This is a genomic window from Methylobacterium sp. J-026, assembly GCF_022829585.1.
Lineage (GTDB): Bacteria > Pseudomonadota > Alphaproteobacteria > Rhizobiales > Beijerinckiaceae > Methylobacterium.
The window spans coordinates 1-19,419 of sequence record NZ_JAKSYC010000060.1; the positions used below are offsets into that span (position 1 = coordinate 1).

Annotated in this window: 16 protein-coding genes; 12 read left to right on the plus strand and 4 right to left on the minus strand. The window is 70.5% G+C overall.

From position 1 onward, the window contains the following. The first annotated feature begins 285 nt into the window (after nt 1-285). Nucleotides 286-1,311 carry a YcjF family protein gene (locus tag MKK69_RS04685; protein WP_243966407.1) on the plus strand — a complete coding sequence of 342 codons (1,026 nt, stop codon included), beginning with the start codon at nt 286-288 and terminating at the stop codon, nt 1,309-1,311. 52 nt (nt 1,312-1,363) lie between these two features. Here the strand turns inward: MKK69_RS04685 and MKK69_RS04690 are convergent, their stop codons facing one another. The 3 genes from MKK69_RS04690 to MKK69_RS04700 all read right to left on the minus strand — a co-directional run bounded on the left by MKK69_RS04690 (nt 1,364) and on the right by MKK69_RS04700 (nt 3,550). Continuing rightward, nucleotides 1,364-1,588, minus strand: a complete 225-nt coding sequence (locus MKK69_RS04690) for a hypothetical protein (protein WP_243966409.1) — start codon at nt 1,586-1,588, stop codon at nt 1,364-1,366. 294 nt (nt 1,589-1,882) lie between these two features. After that, a complete protein-coding gene (locus MKK69_RS04695) occupies nt 1,883-2,434 on the minus strand; it encodes an RBBP9/YdeN family alpha/beta hydrolase (RefSeq protein ID WP_243966412.1) in 552 nt (183 codons plus the stop codon). Between the two features lie 42 nt (nt 2,435-2,476). Continuing rightward, nucleotides 2,477-3,550, minus strand: coding sequence for a UV damage endonuclease UvsE (locus tag MKK69_RS04700; RefSeq protein WP_243966422.1), 1,074 nt, complete (start codon nt 3,548-3,550; stop codon nt 2,477-2,479). 121 nt (nt 3,551-3,671) lie between these two features. Between MKK69_RS04700 and MKK69_RS04705 the strand changes: the two genes are divergently transcribed. The 3 genes from MKK69_RS04705 (at nt 3,672) to MKK69_RS04715 (ending at nt 6,723) form a co-directional block, all read left to right on the plus strand. Beyond that, entirely contained in the window at nt 3,672-4,862 is a 1,191-nt protein-coding gene (locus MKK69_RS04705) for a YihY/virulence factor BrkB family protein (protein ID WP_243966424.1), read from the plus strand. Nucleotides 4,863-4,930: 68 nt separating this feature from the next. Then, entirely contained in the window at nt 4,931-5,341 is a 411-nt protein-coding gene (gene msrB / locus MKK69_RS04710; RefSeq protein WP_243966491.1) for a peptide-methionine (R)-S-oxide reductase MsrB, read from the plus strand. 374 nt (nt 5,342-5,715) lie between these two features. Beyond that, nucleotides 5,716-6,723 carry a hypothetical protein gene (locus tag MKK69_RS04715; RefSeq protein ID WP_243966493.1) on the plus strand — a complete coding sequence of 336 codons (1,008 nt, stop codon included), beginning with the start codon at nt 5,716-5,718 and terminating at the stop codon, nt 6,721-6,723. A gap of 107 nt (nt 6,724-6,830) precedes the next feature. Here MKK69_RS04715 and MKK69_RS04720 read toward each other — a convergent pair whose 3' ends face one another. Continuing rightward, entirely contained in the window at nt 6,831-7,253 is a 423-nt protein-coding gene (locus tag MKK69_RS04720; protein WP_243966548.1) for a L,D-transpeptidase, read from the minus strand. 253 nt (nt 7,254-7,506) lie between these two features. On the opposite strand from MKK69_RS04720, the gene MKK69_RS04725 reads away from it, so the two are divergent. The 8 genes from MKK69_RS04725 (at nt 7,507) to metH (ending at nt 19,323) form a co-directional block, all read left to right on the plus strand. Continuing rightward, nucleotides 7,507-8,880 (plus strand): dicarboxylate/amino acid:cation symporter, encoded by a 1,374-nt coding sequence (locus MKK69_RS04725; RefSeq protein ID WP_243966495.1) that lies wholly within the window; start codon nt 7,507-7,509, stop codon nt 8,878-8,880. Then, nucleotides 8,880-9,800: an ROK family protein gene (locus MKK69_RS04730; RefSeq protein WP_243966497.1), complete on the plus strand. Its 921-nt coding sequence runs from the start codon at nt 8,880-8,882 to the stop codon at nt 9,798-9,800. The genes MKK69_RS04725 and MKK69_RS04730 overlap by 1 nt, the downstream gene beginning before the upstream one ends. A 354-nt stretch (nt 9,801-10,154) precedes the next feature. Further along, nucleotides 10,155-11,885, plus strand: coding sequence for an enoyl-CoA hydratase-related protein (locus MKK69_RS04735; RefSeq protein WP_243966499.1), 1,731 nt, complete (start codon nt 10,155-10,157; stop codon nt 11,883-11,885). Between the two features lie 112 nt (nt 11,886-11,997). Further along, nucleotides 11,998-12,894, plus strand: a complete 897-nt coding sequence (locus tag MKK69_RS04740) for a bestrophin family protein (RefSeq protein WP_243966501.1) — start codon at nt 11,998-12,000, stop codon at nt 12,892-12,894. Between the two features lie 104 nt (nt 12,895-12,998). Continuing rightward, nucleotides 12,999-14,039: an ArsR/SmtB family transcription factor gene (locus MKK69_RS04745; protein WP_243966503.1), complete on the plus strand. Its 1,041-nt coding sequence runs from the start codon at nt 12,999-13,001 to the stop codon at nt 14,037-14,039. Between the two features lie 59 nt (nt 14,040-14,098). Continuing rightward, nucleotides 14,099-15,019: a methylenetetrahydrofolate reductase [NAD(P)H] gene (gene metF, locus MKK69_RS04750; RefSeq protein WP_243966505.1), complete on the plus strand. Its 921-nt coding sequence runs from the start codon at nt 14,099-14,101 to the stop codon at nt 15,017-15,019. 46 nt (nt 15,020-15,065) lie between these two features. Next, entirely contained in the window at nt 15,066-15,317 is a 252-nt protein-coding gene (locus MKK69_RS04755; RefSeq protein ID WP_243966507.1) for a hypothetical protein, read from the plus strand. 253 nt (nt 15,318-15,570) lie between these two features. After that, the gene (gene metH / locus MKK69_RS04760) at nt 15,571-19,323 is read left to right on the plus strand and encodes a methionine synthase (RefSeq protein ID WP_243966515.1); all 3,753 of its coding nucleotides are present in this window, start codon (nt 15,571-15,573) and stop codon (nt 19,321-19,323) included. Nucleotides 19,324-19,419: the final 96 nt, after the last annotated feature.

Below are 19,419 nucleotides of genomic sequence, written 5' to 3' on the forward strand. Positions count from 1 at the left end.
TCTGCCCTTTGCGGGGGAGGGTGGCCGCCGAAGGGGAGCGGGAGAGGGGAGCGACAGTGCAGGATAGGACTGTGCCCGTCATGCCGGTCGCGCCGTTTTCGGAGCCTGAGTTCCCCTCTTGCGGGACTTCGTCCCGGCCCGGCCCCTGCTGACGCAGGGGCCACCCTCCCCCGCAGAGGGGGGAAGGAAAGGCGCGCATCCGGCTCTTGCTCAGATCCACAAGAGATCGCCAAACGCGCTCGTCGGAACGCGAGGGCGCCACTGCTTCCTGAGGAGCCCTCAGCCATGACCTCGGGCCAGAAACCCCGCGCCTTCCGGATCACCCCCGAGCCGCCGCCGGACTCGCGCGTGACGACCACGCCCCTCTCGGCCCGGCCGCAGACCCGGATCGTGGAGGAGCCCTTCGAGATCGTCGATGCCGCCGACGGCGTCGCGGTGCCGGTGGCGCCGCGGCGGCGGTCGCCCTGGATGGCGCTGTTCCTGTCGGCGGTCGGGGGCCTGGTCTCGCTGGGCATCGGGCTCTCGGTCGAGCGGATGATCGCCGATCTCTTCCAGGCCGCGCCCTGGCTCGGCTGGGTGGCGCTCGCCCTGCTGGCCATCGCCGCCCTGGCGCTCCTGGCGATCGTCGTGCGCGAACTCGCCGGCCTGCGGCGCGAGCGCAAGATCGAGCGCCTGCGCCAGTCGGCCGTCGACGCCCTCGGCAGCCGCGACCATACCGGCGCGCAGGCGGTGGTGCAGGCGCTCTCGGCCTTCTACGCCGACCGGGACGCGCTGTCGGCGGGCCGCGCCCGGATCGATGCCGCCGCCGACGCGATCCTCGATGTCGACGATCGGATCGGGCTCGCCGAGTACGAATTGCTCGCGGGCCTCGACCGGCAGGCCTGCAACGCCGTGGCGGCGGCGGCCAAGCAGGTCTCGGCGGTGACGGCCCTGAGCCCGCGGGCGATCGTGGACGTCGCCTTCGTGGTCTACGCGGCGGTGCGCCTGCTGCGCCGGATCGCGGCGATCTACGGCGGGCGGCCGGGCTTCCTCGGCTTCCTGCGGCTGGCGCGGGCGGCCGTGGCGCACCTCACCGTCACCGGCGGGATGGCGGTTGGCGAGAGCGTGATGCAGCAGGTGCTGGGCCTCGGGATCGCCGCCCGGATCTCCGCCAAGCTGGGGGAGGGCGTGCTCAACGGGCTGATGACCGCCCGGTTCGGGCTCGCCGCCATCAATGTCTGCCGGCCGTTGCCCTTCGTCCGGCAGGCGCCGCCGCGGCTCGCGGACGTCGCCGGCGAGTTGCTGCGCACGGCCGAGGCCGAAACGCCATGAGGCCGCGTCCCGCAGGACGCCGCCGGCTTCCGGAGAGGAATGCGGCGCGCGCTTACTTGCCGGCCGCGGCGCGGCGGTTGGCGATGCGGGTGAACATGTTGCCGGTGTAGTCGGCGACCTTCGGCTTCTCGACCTCGCCGACCTTCGCCTCGAAGGCCTCGATGCGCTTGAGGAGCGCGATATCGTTGAACAGCGAGCTGTTGAAATTGGCCTGCGCCCGGGGCCCGAGGGCGGCCTGGACGGCGTCGAGTCGTTCCAGAAGCTCTTTGCGCGTCACGGTGCTCTCCAGGGGCGCCTTCGGGCCGAAGGACCGCCCGTGCCTCCACTGACGGCAGCCGTGGTAAACGGCGCGTTAACGCGGCGTGCGTCTCAAGCCCCGGACCCGGGCCGGAGCCGGGCCCGGAATCCGGCCGTCCAGAGCCACGCTCGCGTCCCTGACGGCGCCGCCTGCCCCTCCTGAATCAGCGTGCGGATCTCCCTGGCGCGCCTCGCGTCGCGGCGGCGGGCCGATCCACCGCGACCTGAAGGCCGGCGGCCCCATCCCGGGCAACGCGACCGGATCCCGCAGGCGTCACAGCCCCTTCAGAAATCCCGCGAGCCGCATCAGCCCCTCGGGCCACGGCCCGTGCCCGCTCGCCGCGTTGATGTGGCCGGATTCGCCGGCATCGACCGTCAGGGCCCCCCAGGCATGGGCGATATCGTCGGCGCGGTCGTAGCGGCAATAGGGATCGGTCCGGCTGGCGACCAGCAGCGACGGGAAGGGCAGGGGATCCCAGGGCAGCGGCGCGAAGGCCCGCGCCGCCTCGGGCAGGTCGGGGGCCTCCTCCACGTCGGGGACGGCCACCAGCAGGGCGCCGCGCACCACGCCCGCCGGGAAGCGCGGCACCGCCTTGACGCTCGCCACCACGCCGAGGCTGTGGGCGATCAGGATCACCGGCCGGGTCGCGGCCGAGACCGCCTCGGCGATCCGTCCGCACCACGCCTCCGGGGTCGGCGCGTGCCAATCGTCCTGCGCGACCACGCGCGCCGTGGCGAGGCGGCCCGCCCAGCGGGCCTGCCAGTGGTCCTCCCCGGAACCCCCGAGCCCCGGGACGATGAGGATGTCGCAATCGGCGGTCTTCATGGCCGGATGCCTAAAGCGGTCCGGCGAAGGCGTCGAGACCCGTCATTCCGCCGCGATCGGATCCGCCCGCTCCAGCCCGGTGATGTAGCGGGCGATCTGCATGGAGGCGTGGTTCTTCGCCTTGGCCTCGATCTCGAAATCCGCCCAGGCGAGGTGACGGGCGACGAGGTCGTTCACCGCCCGGTTCCACATCAGGTCGGAATGGGCGGCGAGGTCCCGGACCGCGTGGCCGGCGGCGCGCAGGGCCGGGAAATCGGGCAGGGCCTCCGGGTCGGACTCGGCGGCGACCGCCTCGCGCGACACGCTGATATGGGCGACCGGCCGCACCCCGCGCCAGGACTCCTGCACCCGGGCGATGCGGGGCTCGTCCGGTTCGAGATAGGCGCCGCCGCTCTGGACCCAATGGTGGTGGAGGTCGAGCACCACCGGCACGAGGTCGGCGAGCTGCAGCACGGCGTCGAGGCCGAAGACGTTCTCGTCGTTCTCCACCGTGACGAGGTCGCGCGCCACCCGGCTCGCCCGGGGCAGGGTGGCGCGGAAGCCGGCAACGCCCGGGTCTCCCGCGCCGACATGGATGTTAATGTGCGCCCCGTGCGGGTGCCAGCCGCCGCCGTAGCCCATCCGGTCGAAGATCTCGGCGTGGTAGTCGAGTTCCGACAGGCCGTTCTCGACGGCCGCCGCGTTCCGGCTCGCCAGCAGGCAGAACGGGCCGGGATGGAAGCTCAGGCGCACCCCGAGCCGGCGCGCCAGCGCCCCGGCCTCCGCGAGGCCGCGCTCGACCAGGGCCGCCATCCCGGGCTCCGCGTAGATGGCCTGCGCGACCGGGTGGGTGTAGCCGGGCAGGACGTTGCTCGCCATGCGCAGCAGGCGCTCCAGCGGCGGCCGCGCCCCGACCCAGGCGATCTGACGGGCCAGCGCGTCGAGATTGTGGGCGACGAGACCGGAGAGCTTCGCCCGCCGGGCGGCCGGCTCCAGCTTGGCGAGATGGGCCATCGTTACGCTGGTCAGGTTCATGTGGAGCGTCGCCGCGCGCTCCGCCTTCAGGGTGGCGTGGGTGCCGGGCGGCTCGTCCAGGACGAACTTGCAGCAGAATCCGAGGCGGGGCTGATCGCGCATAGGAGGCAGAACGCGCCCGCGCCGCCGGTGTGCCCGCGACCGAAGCGCGGAACAGCCGCTGCGCGACGACGTTTGAGACCCGAGAGCGCGGCCGTTCCGCGCGTACGGCCGTCCCCGACCCATGCCTCCGTCGCCCTCGCGCTCGACCGGACCCGCCGAGACCGGCTCGATCCTGTGGATCCTGATGCTGGGGTCGGCGCTGGTCGCCCTCGCCGCGGCGCCGGCGCGGCGGGGCGTGCCGGGCCTCCATCCCCCCGCGGAACCGCCGCTCGATCCCGAATCCACGGAGAGGGACGTGGCGCTGCGCAAGGGTGTCGCCCCCGGGGCACGCTCGATCTCCGGGCGGGCCGCCCAGTTCACCGTGGCGACGCAGGCCGAGCGTGGCCGCGCCGCCGACGACCCCACCGAGATGACCCGGGCCGGGTGGAAGGACATCGTGGTCCGGGTCTACCTGGAGTTCAACAAGGACCGGGTCCTGGCGGTCGCGGCCGGCGTGACCTTCTACACCCTGCTGTCACTGTTCCCGGCGATCGCCGCGCTCGTGACCTGCTACGGCCTGTTCGCCGACGTGAACGTCATCAACGACCACCTCGCCCAGCTGCACGCGATGCTGCCCACCGGGGCCGTCGAGCTGATCGGCGATCAGGTCAAGCGCATCGCTGCCAGGGGCAGCGGCTCGCTCAGCGTGACGTTCTTCTCCAGCCTGCTCTTGTCGATCTGGAGCGCCAACGCCGCCATGAAGGCGATGTTCGACGCGCTCAACGTCGTCTACGAGGAGGAGGAGAAGCGCAACTTCTTCTGGCTGAACCTCCGGTCCCTGACCTTCACCATCGGCGCCCTGCTGTTCATTATCATCGCGCTCAACGTGATCGTGGTGGTGCCGGTGGTGCTGAACTTCCTCGGCCTGGGCTCGACCGCATGGCTGCTGGCGGCTCTGCGCTGGCCGGCGATCCTCGTCGTCCTGCTCGGCGGCCTCTCGGTGCTCTACCGGTTCGGTCCGAGCCGGGAGCGTGCGCGCTGGCGCTGGGTCGGGGTCGGCAGCGTCATCGCCGGCCTGCTCTGGCTCGTCACCTCGCTGCTGTTCTCGTGGTACGTCGCCAATTTCGGCACCTACAACGAGACCTACGGCTCGCTGGGCGCGGTCATCGGCTTCATGACCTGGATCTGGATCTCCTCGACCATCGTGCTCCTCGGCGGCGAGATCAACGCGGAGCTGGAGCATCAGACCGGGCGCGACACCACCACGGGGGCGCCCCAGCCGATCGGGCGGCGGCGGGCCAGGATGGCCGATACGGTGGGTGCGGCGGCCTGACCGCGCGCGCCGGGACTGCCGAACGGCCCGTCACGCGCCTATATGAGGGCGCGAAAAGGGAGATTGCCATGGCGGATACGCCGACCACCAGCCCTGATACCCGCAGCGACACCGAGTGGCGCGACGTCCTCACGCCGGAGCAGTACCGGGTCCTGCGCGAGCACGGCACCGAGCGGGCCGGCACGAGCTGCCTGCTCGCCGAGAAGCGCCCCGGCACCTTCACCTGCGCCGGATGCGGGCAGCCGCTGTTCGAGCAGGGGACCAAGTTCGAGTCCGGCACCGGCTGGCCGAGCTTCTTCAAGCCCCTCGACGGGGCCGTCGCGACCACGGTGGACCGCAGCCACTGGATGGTCCGCACCGAGGTGCATTGTGCCCGCTGCCAGGGCCATCTCGGCCACGTCTTCGACGATGGCCCCGCCCCGACCGGGTTGCGCTACTGCATGAACGGCGCGGCGATGACCTTCGAGCCGGCGGCCTGAGCGCCGGCCACCGAAGGGGAGACCGGTGGGGCGCAAGCGGGCGCGTCGAGGCAAGGATACGGATCCGGTTTAACCTGGGTTGAGAAAACCGGGCGCGGATGCGGGATATCGGGGATAGGAATCGGCATGACCGAGTCCTGGCCTCGGTCCGGTCTTGATTTCGTCGCGTTTTTGCTTAGCGCTCTATTCTCTCATGTTGTCGCCGCTCGGAGTTTGGCGAAGGAAGCGGTTGGGTACGGGCGAATACGGCGTTGCGGTCCAGCTTGTACGCCGCTCGCTGCCGTTCCACTTGCGTCCTCAAGCCCGGGCTGGCGGCCCGGAGGGTGTCCGCCGGATCGGCGCGCCGCCGACCAAGCGGGAGGGGTATTGAGTTCATGAGCACCGTTCGCCGATTTCTGGTCGCCCCGTCCCTGGTCCGCCTGATCCGCAAGGAGCGCGGCGGCGCCCGCATCACCGAGGGGCACTTCGCGCCGCAGGGCGGCCGGGCCTCCTTCGTGCGGGTCGACGGGCAGCTATGCCAGCTGGTGCTGGTCAACAAGGGGCCCGACGGGATCCCGGTCGAGGAGCGCACCGACGTGCCGCGCGCCCACGGCGACGCGCTGCTCGACGTGTGCCCCGGCAAGGCCGCCTATGACCGCACCACCCTGAATGTCGGCGGGCGCGAGATCGCCATCGACCGCTATGTCAGCCCCGGCAGCCTGGATCTGATCAGCATCGCCTTCGACAACGACGGCGAGGCGGCGGGCTTCCACGCGCCGAACTGGTTCGGGCGCGAGGTCAGCGCCGATCCGAGCTTCGAGCGGCAATCCCTGGCGATCCAGGGCGTCCCCGCCGCCGAGGAGATCCCCCTGAATAACGCCGCCCTGGACGCGGTGCTCGATCTGATCGAGCCGCGCTTCGGCTTCGGCCGCTACGGCAGCAGCACCCGGTCCGCGGAATCCGACGAGGGCGCCCTCGGCGCGATGCGCCGGATCGTGACGCCGGCCCCGGCCGCCCCGGTCCAGGCGGCCCCCGCCGTCGCGGCTGCAGCCCCCGCACCGGAACCCGCGGAGCCCGCGCCCATGCCCGTGGCGGCGATGCCCGCCGAGCCGATCCCCGAGCCCCATGTCGAGCCGGAGCCGCATCCGGCACCCGCCCCGGAGCCCCTTCACCACGAGGCCCCCGCGGCCCAGGCCGCCCCTCCGGACATGCCGCGCGGGGATGCCCTGCACGGCGACACCCGCATCGATGACGTGATCGAGAGCCTGTCGCAGGCGCTCGGCGCGGCGATCCATCAGCAGCCGGAGCACGGGGCCGAGTCCAAGGACGCCAAGGGTGACGAGGCCGGGTCGATGTTTGAGCGCTGGACCGTGCGTCCCCGCCGGACCCAGCAGCAGACCTAAACCTCGGGCCGGCGCGGACGCCGCTATCGGGGCTGTGGCGCACGATGCGCCGCAGCCCTTTTTCGTGCCGGATCGGCGGCGGCGCTCGGGCCGCCGGCGCAACCGTCTCAGTTGCGGATCACCACCGCCGCCCCGCCGTGGTTGCGGGCGAGCTGGAACAGGGCAGCCGCGTGACCCGGCGACAGGCGGATGCAGCCGTGGCTCGCCCGGCGCCCGAGGGCACCCGTCGCGTAGGTGCCGTGGATCGCGTAGCCGCCGCGGAAGAACATGGCGTGCGGCATCGGCGAGCCGTGATACTTGTGCGAGCGCCACATCGGCGCCATCAGCCCGACCCGGAACCGGCCGTTCGGCGTGACGTAGCCGCTCCGGGCGGTGGAGACCGGCCAGTCATAGGCGGGATAGCCGTCGACGAAGACGCGCATCCGCTGGTTCGACTGGTCGATCCGCGCGACGACCCCGGCCGTCGCCGGAGCGGACAAGACACAGGCCAGGAGGCCGCCGAGCAACGCGGTCCCGGCCCAATGACGCATAGCCACGGAAAACCTCCGAAAAGCCTCTGAAAGCCGCTGGACGGACGGCCAAATCCGGCGGGGTTGGAAAAATAACCGCGCTTTCCGGGATGAGCGCGATTATCGAATTGCAAAAGTACTTCGCTGCGGGAATCGACAGGTTTTTGTCACGATTGGTTCCCCGCAGATTACCGAGCGACCGTTGAGGCGCGGGACGATAGTCGCTAGCGTGCCGGCACAGCGGGAGGGTGCGCGGCAGTCGCACGGGATGGATATGGCACAGGCAATCCACGCGACAGGTTCGGCCGCAGCGCCCCGGGAGCCCTGGTACAAGGTCCTCTACATTCAGGTGCTGATCGCCATCGCGCTCGGCGTGCTGCTCGGCTGGTACGATCCCGCCACCGGCAAGGCGATGAAGTGGCTCGGCGACGCCTTCATCGGCCTGATCAAGATGATGATCGCGCCGATCATCTTCTGCACCATCGTGCACGGCATCGCGTCGGTGGGCGACCTCAAGAAGGTCGGCCGCGTCGGCGTGAAGGCGCTGGTCTATTTCGAGCTGGTCTCCACCCTGGCCCTGCTGGTCGGCGTGCTGGTCGGCGAGGTGATCCGGCCCGGCGCCGGCTTCAACGCCGATCCGTCGAAGCTCGATGCCAGCAAGGTCGCCTCCTACGCCAACAAGGCCGCGGCCGATTCCACCGTCGCCCACATCCTGGCGATCATCCCGAAGAGCTTCTTCGATCCCTTCGCCACCGGCGACCTGCTGCAGGTGCTGCTGATCTCGATCCTCACCGGCGTCGTGGTGACCGGCCTGGGCGAGCGCGCCTCGGCCGTGAACCACGTGATCGACACCGCCGGCCAGATCTTCTTCAAGATCATCGGCATCGTGGTGAAGCTCGCGCCCATCGGCGCCTTCGGCGCGATGGCGTTCACGATCGGCGAGTACGGCATCCAGAAGGTCTACGATCTCGCCTGGCTGGTCGGCACCTTCTACGCCACCGCCATCCTGTTCGTGCTGGTGGTGCTCGGGGCGATCGCCCGGGTGGCGGGCTTCTCGATCCTGCGCTTCCTCGCCTACATCAAGGACGAGCTCCTGATCGTGGTCGGCACGTCCTCCTCCGAGACGGTGCTGCCGCAGCTCATGACCAAGATGCGCCGGCTCGGCGCCTCGGATTCGGTGGTCGGCCTCGTGGTCCCGACGGGCTACTCGTTCAACCTCGACGGCACCAACATCTACATGACGCTGGCCACGCTGTTCCTGGCCCAGGCCGTCGGGGCGGACCTGACCTTCGCGCAATACGCGACGATCATCCTGGTGGCGATGCTGACCTCGAAGGGCGCCTCGGGCGTCACCGGCGCGGGCTTCATCACCCTGGCGGCGACGCTCTCGGCGATCCCCAACAGCCCGGTCCCGGTCGCCGCCATGACCCTGGTGCTCGGCATCGACAAGTTCATGTCCGAGTGCCGCGCGCTCACCAACCTTGTGGGCAACGGCGTCGCCTGCGTGGTGGTCAGCCGCTGGGAGGGCGAGCTCGACGTGGCCAAGCTCAACGAGGTCATGGCCCACCCGATCTCCATCGGCACCCACATCGCCGACGAGGCGCCCCAGCCGATGGCGACCGACGGCAAGGTCGCCGCCGCCGAGTGATGGGACCGCCAAGGGGTCGGGCGCGCCTCGGCATCGATCTCGGCGGCACCAAGATCGCCGGCATCGTCCTGGACCGTGACGGCGCGACGCTGGCCGAGGCGCGGGTCGCCGCCCCGCGCGGCGCTTACCGGGCCACCGTCGAGGCCGTGGCCGCCCTGGCCCTGCGGCTCGAAGCCGAGGCGGGGACGGCCTGCACCGTCGGCATCGGCATGCCGGGGAGCCTGTCCCCGGCCACCGGCCGCGTGCGCAACGCCAATTCGCACTGGCTCAACGGCCAGTCGTTCGGGGCGGATCTCGCGCGGCTTCTGGCGCGGCCGTTGCGGATCGAGAACGACGCCAACTGCCTGGCGGTCTCGGAGGCGATCGACGGCGCCGGGGCCGGCGCGCGGGTGGTCTGGGCGGTGATCCTCGGCACCGGTGTCGGCTCGGGCATCGCCGTCGACGGGCGGGTGCTCACGGGCCGCAACGGCATCGCGGGCGAGTGGGGCCACGGCCCGCTCCCCGGCGCACGCGACGACGAGCGCCCGGGTCCCCCCTGCTATTGCGGCCGGCGCGGCTGCCTCGAGACTTGGCTGTCCGGCCCCGGCCTCGCGGCCGACCACGCCCGGCTGTCCGGCGCAGGCCTCACCGCCGAGGCCGTCGTCGCCGCGGCGCGGGCGGGAGAGCCGGACGCGCAGGCGACGCTCGCGATCCACCTCGAACGGCTCGGGCGCGCGGCCGCGCAGGTCGTCAATCTCCTCGATCCGGATGTGATCGTGATCGGCGGCGGCCTGTCGCGAATCCCGGAACTGATCGCCGGCCTGCCCGGCGCGATCGCCCCCCACGTCTTCTCCGACGCCTTCGACACGCCGGTGCGGGCGAGCCTGCACGGCGATGCCTCGGGCGTGCGCGGGGCGGCGTGGCTGTGGGACGCCGATTGAGAGAGGGGCCGCCCGTCGGTCGCGGGCACCCGCCAAGGACAGGGCCGGCCGTCGTTCAGGACGACGCCCCCGCCAGACCTTCCAAGATCTTTTGAAGCACAGTTCCACGCATCTTCTTGCGCATCGCTGCAACGCGGAGTAAAAACCCTCATTGCTCCGATTCGCATGCGTTTGCCGTCGATTCGACAACAAACAAATTCGAGTAAAATAGTCCGGATCGATACTATTTGTCTTATAACGACTTAAAAATACAAAAATAAAACCTTATGAGGGGGAAATCCGAGCGGGTTTAGGAAAAACGCCTCTCGGGGATTGTCGATGCGGGTTCTTTTAGTGTCGTCTGCTTTCAACAGCATGACGCAGCGGTTCTTCGTCGAATTGACCGACGCCGGCCATGAGGTTGCGGTCGAGATTTACGCCGGCGACGAGGGCCGTCTCGAGGGGGCGTTCGCGTCCTTCCGGCCGGACCTGACGATCGCTCCGTTCCTGACGCGTGCGATCCCCGAGCGGCTCTGGCGCGCGTACCTCACCCTGATCGTGCATCCGGGCGTCGAGGGCGACCGCGGGCCGTCGGCGCTCGACTGGGCCATCCAGGAGCGGTGGGACCGCTGGGGCGTCACCCTGCTGCAGGCCGAGGCCGAGATGGATGCCGGCCCGATCTGGGCGACGCGGACGTTCCCGCTGCGTCAGGCGCCCAAGAGCAGCGTCTACCGCCGCGAGGTGATCGACGGTGCGGTGGCCTGCCTGTGGGAGGCGATGGCCAACGTTCAGACATCCGGGTTTGCACCGCGGCCGCTCGACTATTCCGCCCCGACCGCCCTCGGCCGCCTGCGCCCGTCCATGAAGCAGGCGGATCGCCGCATCGACTGGAGCCGGCATGCGACGGCCGAGGTGCTCGCGCGCATCCACGCGGCCGACGGGGTGCCGGGCGTCCTCGACGAGGTCTTCGGCAGAGCCGTCTACCTGCATGCCGCCTGCGCCGAGCCGCGCCTGCGGGGTGAGCCGGGCCAGGTGATCGCCCGATCCGAGAGCGGTGCCCTCTGTCGCGCCACGGTCGACGGGGCGGTCTGGATCGGCCGGCTGAAGCCGAAGCAGGAGGGCGGCGGGATCAAGCGCGCCGCCGTCCAAGTGCTGGGCGATGCGCTCCCGGCGGACCTCCCCGTCGCCGCCGTCTCCGAGGAGCTCCCCTATCCGAACCCGGTCGAGGAGGTGCGGAGCGAGCGCGACGGCGACGTTCTCCGCCTGCGCTTCGACTTCCACAACGGCGCGATGAGCACCGCGCAGTGCCGGTCGCTCCAGGCGGCATTCCGCCAGGCACGGGAACACGCGCCCAAGGTCATCGTACTCGCGGGCGGCGACGATCTCTGGTCGAACGGGATCCACCTCAACGAGATCGAGGCGAGTGCGGACGCCGCGGCGGAATCCTGGGCCAACATCGTGGCGATGGACGATCTGATCCGCGAGATCATCCTGGCGACCGACACGGTCGTGGTGGCAGCGGTCGGCCGCAACGTCGGCGCCGGCGGGGCGATCCTGCCGCTGGCGGCGGATTTCGTACTGGCCCGCGAGGGCGTGGTGCTCAACCCGCATTACCGCAACATGGGCTGGCTGTACGGCTCGGAATACTGGACCTATCTGCTGCCCCGCCGGGTCGGATGGGAGCGGGCCGTCACGCTCACCGAGGCCTGCCTGCCGATCAGCGCCCGGCGGGCCGCGCAGATCGGCCTCGCCGACGAGGCGCTCGCCGGCGACGCGGCGGCGTTCGACCGGGCCGTGCAGGCCTTCGCCGCCGCCAGGGCGGGGGAGCACGCCGCGATCACCGGGCGCAAACAGGCGGCGCGCGCCGCGGACGAGGTGCAGCGGCCGCTCGCCCACTATCGGCGCGCCGAGCTGACGCAGATGTACAGGAACTTTTACCAGCCGGATTCGCCCTATCACCGGGCCCGCAGCGCCTTCGTGTACAAGCGGCCCGCCTGCTGGTCTCCGGCCTCGGTGGCCATGCTGGCCGGCACGGCGGCGAACGAGACCGGCGCGTCGCCGCTCCCGGCACCCGGCGGCGTCTGCCTCGCAACCGCCGCGGAGTGATTCCGGGGATCGCTCCCGCGGGGCGCAGAGCCGGAGCGATCCGTCACCAAGATGGTCCTTGCCGGGACGGGGGGCGCGGGGCAGGAGGGCACGCCCAAGCCCCGAGCCCCCGATGATCGTCCGCACCCGGCCCAACCTGCTGACCCTGCTGTTCACCCTGCGCGGCTCGGTCCTGCCGCGGGTGGCGCCCAAACTCGCCGGCATCGTCGCGGTCTCCTGCGCGCTGGTCTGGGCGGAGGCGCGCTGGCCCGCTCTGTTCCCGGTGAGCGCCGGAGTCACGCCGTTCACGGTGGTCGGCCTCGCCCTCTCGATCTTCCTGAGCTTCCGCAACAACGCCTGCTACGAGCGCTGGTGGGAGGCTCGGAAGCACTGGGGCAGCCTGATCGGCGAGGTCCGCAACCTCGCCCGGATCCTGCCGGCGCTGCTGCCGGAGGGGGAGGCGGGGATCCAGCTCCGGCGCCTGTCGGCCTTCGCGCATGGCCTGCGGGCGCGCCTGCAAGACCGCGACGAGGCCGCGGCCGTGCGGGCGAAGGCCCCCGACGCGGACCTGTCCGGCCCTCACCCCACCGATGCGGTCCTGGCGGCGATCACCCGCGACCTCGCCGTGCTGACGCATGCCGGCCGGCTCAGCGACATCCAGTTCGGGATCCTGGAAGCCCGGATCGAGGCGCTGTCGGGGGTCCACACCGCCTGCGAGCGGCTGGCCAATACGCCGCTGCCCTTCGCCTACACGCTCCTGGTCTACCGCACCGCCTGGCTCTACTGCCTGCTCCTGCCGGTGGGGCTCGCGGGCTCCCTGGGCTGGGGGACGCCGATCGTGGTGGCGCTGGTCGGCTACACGTTCTTCGGCCTCGACGCCCTCGGGGACGAGCTCGAGGAGCCCTTCGGCACCGAGCCGAACGACCTGCCCCTCGACGCGATGGTCCGCACCGTCGACCGGATCGTCCACCACGCCCTGGGCGAGCCGATGCCGGAGCCGCTGGCGCCGGAGGGGTACTGGCTGCGGTGAGGCACGCGTTGCCCGCAGCCGACCGGCCCGGCTTTCCGCAGGCCCCGCCGCGGATCGCAAGATCGCGCTTGCGCCGCGGTCGAAACGCACATAAACATATCTTTATGTCTATCGAAGGACTGCAGCAGACGGGATCGATCCCTTTTTCCGAGGCCCTGGGCGTCCTGCGCGCGGCCGCCGAGGAGACGCGGCTGCGCATCCTGGCGCTGCTCGCCGAGGGCGAGCTGTCGGTCTCCGACCTCACCGACATCCTCGGCCAGTCGCAGCCGCGGATCTCGCGCCATCTCAAGCTGCTGGTGGAGGCCGGCCTCGTCGAGCGCCACCGCGAGGGGGCCTGGGCGTTCTTCCGTCTCTGCGAAGCCCGGGCCGAGCTCGCCGATCCGCTCCTGTCCGGGCTCGACCGGGCAGCACCGCCCCTCTCGGAGGATCGCGCCCGGCTCGACGCCGTCCGGGCGCAGCGGGCCGAGACGGCCCAGACCTTCTTCGCCCGGCTGGCACCGAAGTGGGATGAGCTGCGCTCCCTGCACATCTGCGAGACAATCGTCGAGGCGGCGGTGCTCGACGCGCTGGGCGAGCGCCCGATCGGCAGCCTGATCGATCTCGGCACCGGCACGGGGCGGATGCTCGGCCTGCTCGCGCCCCTCGCCGGGCGCGCCACCGGGCTCGATTCGAGCCACGCCATGCTGTCGGTCGCCCGGGCCAACCTGGAGCGGCGCGGCCTGTCGCGGGTCGACCTGCGGCAGGGCGACATCCACGCGCCGCCCTTCGCCCGGGCGAGCTTCGACCTCGTGCTGGTGCATCAGGTGCTGCACTACCTCGACGACCCGGCCCGGGCCCTGCGCGGCGCGGCGCGGCTCGTGGCCCCGGGGGGGCGGCTCCTGGTGGTGGATTTCGCACCCCACGAGCTGGAATTCCTGCGCACGGGCCAGGCGCACCGGCGGCTCGGCTTCTCCGCCGAGCAGGTCTCCGGCTGGCTCGCCGAGGCCGGACTCGCCACGATCACGACCCGCGATCTCGCGCCGCGCGAATCGGGTCAGCTCACCGTCACGCTCTGGCTGGCCCAGGACCGATGCGCGGAAGACGGCCTCGCCGATGATGGGCTGGCCGAGGACGACATCGAACAGCCCCGGCGCGCCGTCGCCTGAGACCCACCCCTCATCGCAGACCCTTCGTCTGAACCGATCGCCATAGAGGACGAGATCCGATGCGCCGCTCCACCCACCGCGCCAGCCGCGACGGCTACCACCCGATCCGCGTCTCGATCGAGTTCTTCCCGCCGAAGACCGACGAGATGGAGAAGATCCTCTGGGCCTCGATCGAGCGTCTGGCGCCGCTCCAGCCGAGCTTCGTCTCGGTGACCTACGGGGCCGGCGGCTCGACCCGGGAGCGCACCCACAACACGGTCGCCCGGATGGTCGGCGAGACCAGCCTGAAGCCGGCCGCCCATCTCACCTGCGTGGACGCCTCCCGCGAGGAGATCGACGCGGTGGTCCAGTCCTACTGGGACGCGGGCGTGCGCCACATCGTGGCGCTCCGCGGCGATCCGGCCGAGGGCGTCGGACACGCCTACCGGCCCCATCCCGAGGGCTACGCCTCGACCGCCGAGCTGGTCGAGGGGATCAAGCGCATCGGCGACTTCAAGGTCTCGGTCTCGGCCTACCCGGAGAAGCACCCCGAGGCGGCCTCCCTCGACGCCGACATCGACGCCCTGAAGGCCAAGGTCGATGCCGGGGCCGACCAGGCAATCACCCAATTCTTCTTCGAGAACGAGATCTACCTGCGTTACCTGGAGAAGGTCCGGGCCGCCGGGATCACGATCCCGATCATCCCGGGCATCCTGCCGGTGCAGAACTTCAAGCAGGCGGCGAACTTCGCCCGCCGCACCGGCGCCTCGGTCCCGTACTGGCTGGCCGCCCGGTTCGAGGGGCTGGAGCACGACGTCGAGACCCGCCGCCTCGTCGCCGGCGCGGTGGCGGCCGAGCAGGTGCTCGACCTCGTGGACGAGGGGGTCAACGACTTCCACTTCTACTCGATGAACCGCTCCGACCTCGTCTACGCGATCTGCCACCTGCTCGGCCTGCGCGCGCAGGCGCCGAAGCTGGCGGCCGCCAAGGCGGCGGCTTAAATTCAGGCGGCGCGCCCCGTGCGGGCGCGGCAGGGGGTTTTTCGCGATGGCCGAGCCGCAGGATATGATTCTTCCGCTCCTTCGGGAGATGAGGACGGAGATGCATACAGGTTTTGAACGCGTCGCAAGGAAACTTGAAGACCACGACGTGCGCTTCGATAAGATCGAGCGGCGCTTCGACAATCTACGCCAGGCCGTGAACGGCGAATCGATCCTCGGCCGCCATGCCGCTGCGGAAGTCGAGGAGCGCCTGGAGGCGATCGAGAAGCGCCTCGCGGCCCTGGAAAAGACGGGCTGACCGCACGACGAGGCCACGTCGAAGCGGCGCACCGTCCAGGCGGCGTCGCTCCGCTTGCAGAAACGGAACTGTGCCCGGGCCGGCCGCCCGGGCACGCACGAGAGACCGAAGAACCCACCCTCAACCTCATCCTGAGGTGCCGCGTGAGCGGCCTCGACGGAGAGCTCCAGGGATCGACACGACATCTGGAGACCTCCTGCGAGGCCTTCTCCGCTGCGGCACCTCAGGGCGAGGTGGCCGATGGGATGACCCGATGACCGATTTTCCCCCCGTCGACGGCACCGAGATCGCGCAGGCGCTGCGCCAGCGCGCGGCCGAGAAAATCCTCGTCCTCGACGGGGCGATGGGCACGGTGATCCAGCGCCTCAAATTCTCGGAGGAGGACTTTCGCGGGGACCGGTTCACGGATCATAGCCACGATCAGAAGGGCAACAACGACCTTCTGATCCTGACCCAGCCCGACGCGATCCGGCAGATCCACCTCGACTACTTCCTGGCCGGCGCCGACGTCTGCGAGACCAACACCTTCTCGGGCACCACCATCGCCCAGGCCGATTACGGCATGGAATCGATCATCCACGAGCTGAACGCCACCGGCGCGCGGCTCGCCCGGGAAGCGGCTCAGCTTGCCGAAAAGCAGGACGGCCGCCGACGCTTCGTGGCCGGCGCCATCGGCCCGACGAACCGCACCCTGTCGATCTCCCCGGACGTGAACAATCCCGGCTTCCGGGCCGTCACCTTCGATCAGGTGAAGCAGGCCTACGTGGAGCAGGTCCGCGGCCTGATCGACGGCGGCGCCGAGCTGATCCTGATCGAGACCATCTTCGACACGCTGAACGCCAAGGCGGCGGTGGCGGCGGCCTGGCAGGTCTTCGACGAGACCGGCATCCGTCTGCCGATCCAGATCTCCGGCACGATCACGGATCTCTCCGGCCGCACCCTGTCGGGCCAGACCCCGGCGGCCTTCTGGCACGCCCTGCGCCATTCCGATCCGCTGACCTTCGGCCTCAACTGCGCGCTGGGCGCCCGCGAGATGCGCGGCCACATCGCCGAGCTGTCGCGGATCTGCGACACCCTGGTCTGCGCCTATCCGAATGCCGGCCTGCCGAACGAGTTCGGCCTTTACGACGAGAGCCCGGAGGCGATGGGCAAGCTGGTCGGCGAGTTCGCCGAATCCGGCCTCGTCAACATGGTCGGCGGCTGCTGCGGCACGACTCCGGACCACATCCGCGCGATAGCCGAGGCGGTCGCCGGCAAGGCGCCGCGGCCGATCCCCGAGATCCCGCGCCTGATGCGGCTCTCGGGGCTGGAGCCTTTCGTCCTGACGAAGGAGATTCCCTTCGTGAACGTCGGCGAGCGCACGAACGTCACCGGCTCGGCCAAGTTCCGCAAGCTCATCACCAACGGCGACTACGCCGCCGCGCTCGATGTGGCGCGCGATCAGGTCGCCGCCGGCGCCCAGGTGATCGACGTCAACATGGACGAGGGCCTGCTCGACTCGCAGAAGGCGATGGTCGAGTTCCTGAACCTCGTCGCCGCCGAGCCCGACATCGCCCGGGTGCCCGTGATGGTCGATTCCTCGAAGTTCGAGGTGATCGAGGCGGGCCTGAAGTGCATCCAGGGCAAGCCGATCGTGAACTCGATCTCCATGAAGGAGGGCGAGGCGAAGTTCATCCACGATGCCAAGATCTGCCGCTCCTACGGCGCCGCCGTGGTGGTGATGGCCTTCGACGAGAAGGGGCAGGCCGACACGCAGGCGCGCAAGGTCGAGATCTGCACCCGCGCCTACCGGATCCTCACCGAGCAGGTCGGCTTCCCCCCCGAGGACATCATCTTCGACCCGAACATCTTCGCGGTCGCCACCGGCATCGAGGAGCACAACAACTACGGCGTCGACTTCATCGAGGCGACGCGGGAGATCCGCGCGACCCTGCCGCACGTCCACATCTCGGGGGGCGTCTCGAACCTGTCCTTCGCCTTCCGCGGCAACGAGCCGGTGCGCGAGGCGATGCACGCGGTGTTCCTGTACCACTGCATCCAGGCCGGGATGGACATGGGCATCGTCAATGCCGGCCAGCTCGCCGTCTACGACGAGATCCCCGCGGAGCTGCGCGCGCTCTGCGAGGACGTGGTCCTCAACCGCCGCGAGGATTCCACCGAGCGCCTGCTGGACTCGGCCGAGCGATTCAAGACCGGGGCCTCGGCCCAGGCCAAGACCGCCGACCTCACCTGGCGCGAGGCCCCGGTGGCCAAGCGCATCGAGCACGCCCTGGTCAACGGCATCACCGAATACATCGTCGCCGATACCGAGGAGGCGCGGCAGGGCGTGGCGCGGCCGCTCCACGTGATCGAGGGCCCGCTGATGTCCGGCATGAACGTGGTCGGCGACCTGTTCGGCGCGGGCAAGATGTTCCTACCGCAGGTGGTGAAGTCCGCCCGGGTGATGAAGCAGGCGGTCGCCTATCTCGAGCCCTACATGGAGGCCGAGAAGCTGGCCAATGGCGGCGACGGCAAGCGCCAGGCCGCCGGCAAGGTGCTGATGGCCACCGTGAAGGGCGACGTCCACGACATTGGCAAGAACATCGTCGGCGTCGTGCTCGCCTGCAACAACTACGAGATCATCGATCTCGGCGTGATGGTGCCGGCCGCCAAGATCCTGGAGACCGCCAAGCGCGAGAAGGTCGACATCGTCGGCCTGTCCGGCCTGATCACCCCGTCGCTCGACGAGATGGTCCACGTGGCCGGCGAGATGGAGCGCGAGGGCCTCGACGTGCCGCTCCTGATCGGCGGCGCCACCACGAGCCGCGTCCACACGGCGGTGAAGATCCACCCGGCCTATGCAAGGGGGCAGGCGGTCTACGTCACCGACGCGAGCCGCGCGGTCGGCGTGGTGTCGAGCCTGATCTCCCAGGAGACCCGCGGCGCCACGATCGAGAAGGTCCGGGCCGAGTACGCCAAGGTCTCCGCCGCCCATGCCCGCTCGGAACTCGACAAGCAGCGGCTGCCCCTGGCGAAGGCCCGGGCCAACGCCTTCAAGATCGACTGGTCCGGCTACGCGCCGGCCAAGCCCAGCTTCACCGGCACCCGGGTCTACGGCTCCTACGAGGTCGCCGACCTCGTCCCCTACATCGACTGGACGCCGTTCCTGCAGACCTATGAGTTCAAGGGCCGCTTCCCGGCGATCCTGGACGACCCGGATCAGGGTCCGGCCGCCCGCGCCCTCTACGAGGATGCCCAAGGTATGCTGAAGCAGATCGTGGCGGAGCGCTGGTTCAACCCGAAGGCGGTGATCGGCTTCTGGCCGGCCAACAGCGTCGGCGACGACATCGCGCTCTACACGGGCGAGAGCCGGCAGGAGCGGCTCGCGACCTTCCACGGCCTGCGCCAGCAGCTCTCGAAGCGTGACGGCCGGCCCAATACCTGCCTGTCGGACTTCGTGGCCCCGGCCGAGACCGGCATCGCCGATTACGTCGGCGGCTTCGTGGTCACGGCGGGGCTGGAGGAGGTGCGCATCGCCGAGCGCTTCGAGCGGGCGAACGACGATTACCGGGCGATCCTGGTGAAGGCGCTGGCCGACCGCATCGCCGAGGCCTTCGCCGAGCGGATGCACGAGCGGGTGCGCCGGGAGTTCTGGGGCTACGCGCCGGAGGAAAGCTACACGCCGGCGGAGTTGGCCACCGAGCCCTATGCCGGCATCCGCCCGGCGCCGGGTTACCCGTCCCAGCCCGACCACACGGAGAAGACGCAGCTGTTCGATCTCCTGAAGGCTGAGAGCCGGATCGGGGTGAAGCTGACCGAATCCTACGCCATGTGGCCGGGCTCCTCGGTCTCGGGCCTCTACCTGGCGCACCCGCAGGCGCATTACTTCGGCGTCGCCAAGGTGGAGCGGGATCAGGTCGAGGATTACGCGATCCGCAAGGGAATGGATCTCCGGGAGGTCGAGCGCTGGCTCGGCCCGATCCTGAACTACGACCCGGCGCGGTACCTGGCAGAAGCCGCCGAGTAGGGGCGGGGGCGTCGACCCCGCAACCCGTCATCGCGAGCGCAGGGAAGCGACCCAGGGAAGCGCGACGCCGGAAGGCATGGTGCAACTGGATCGGTT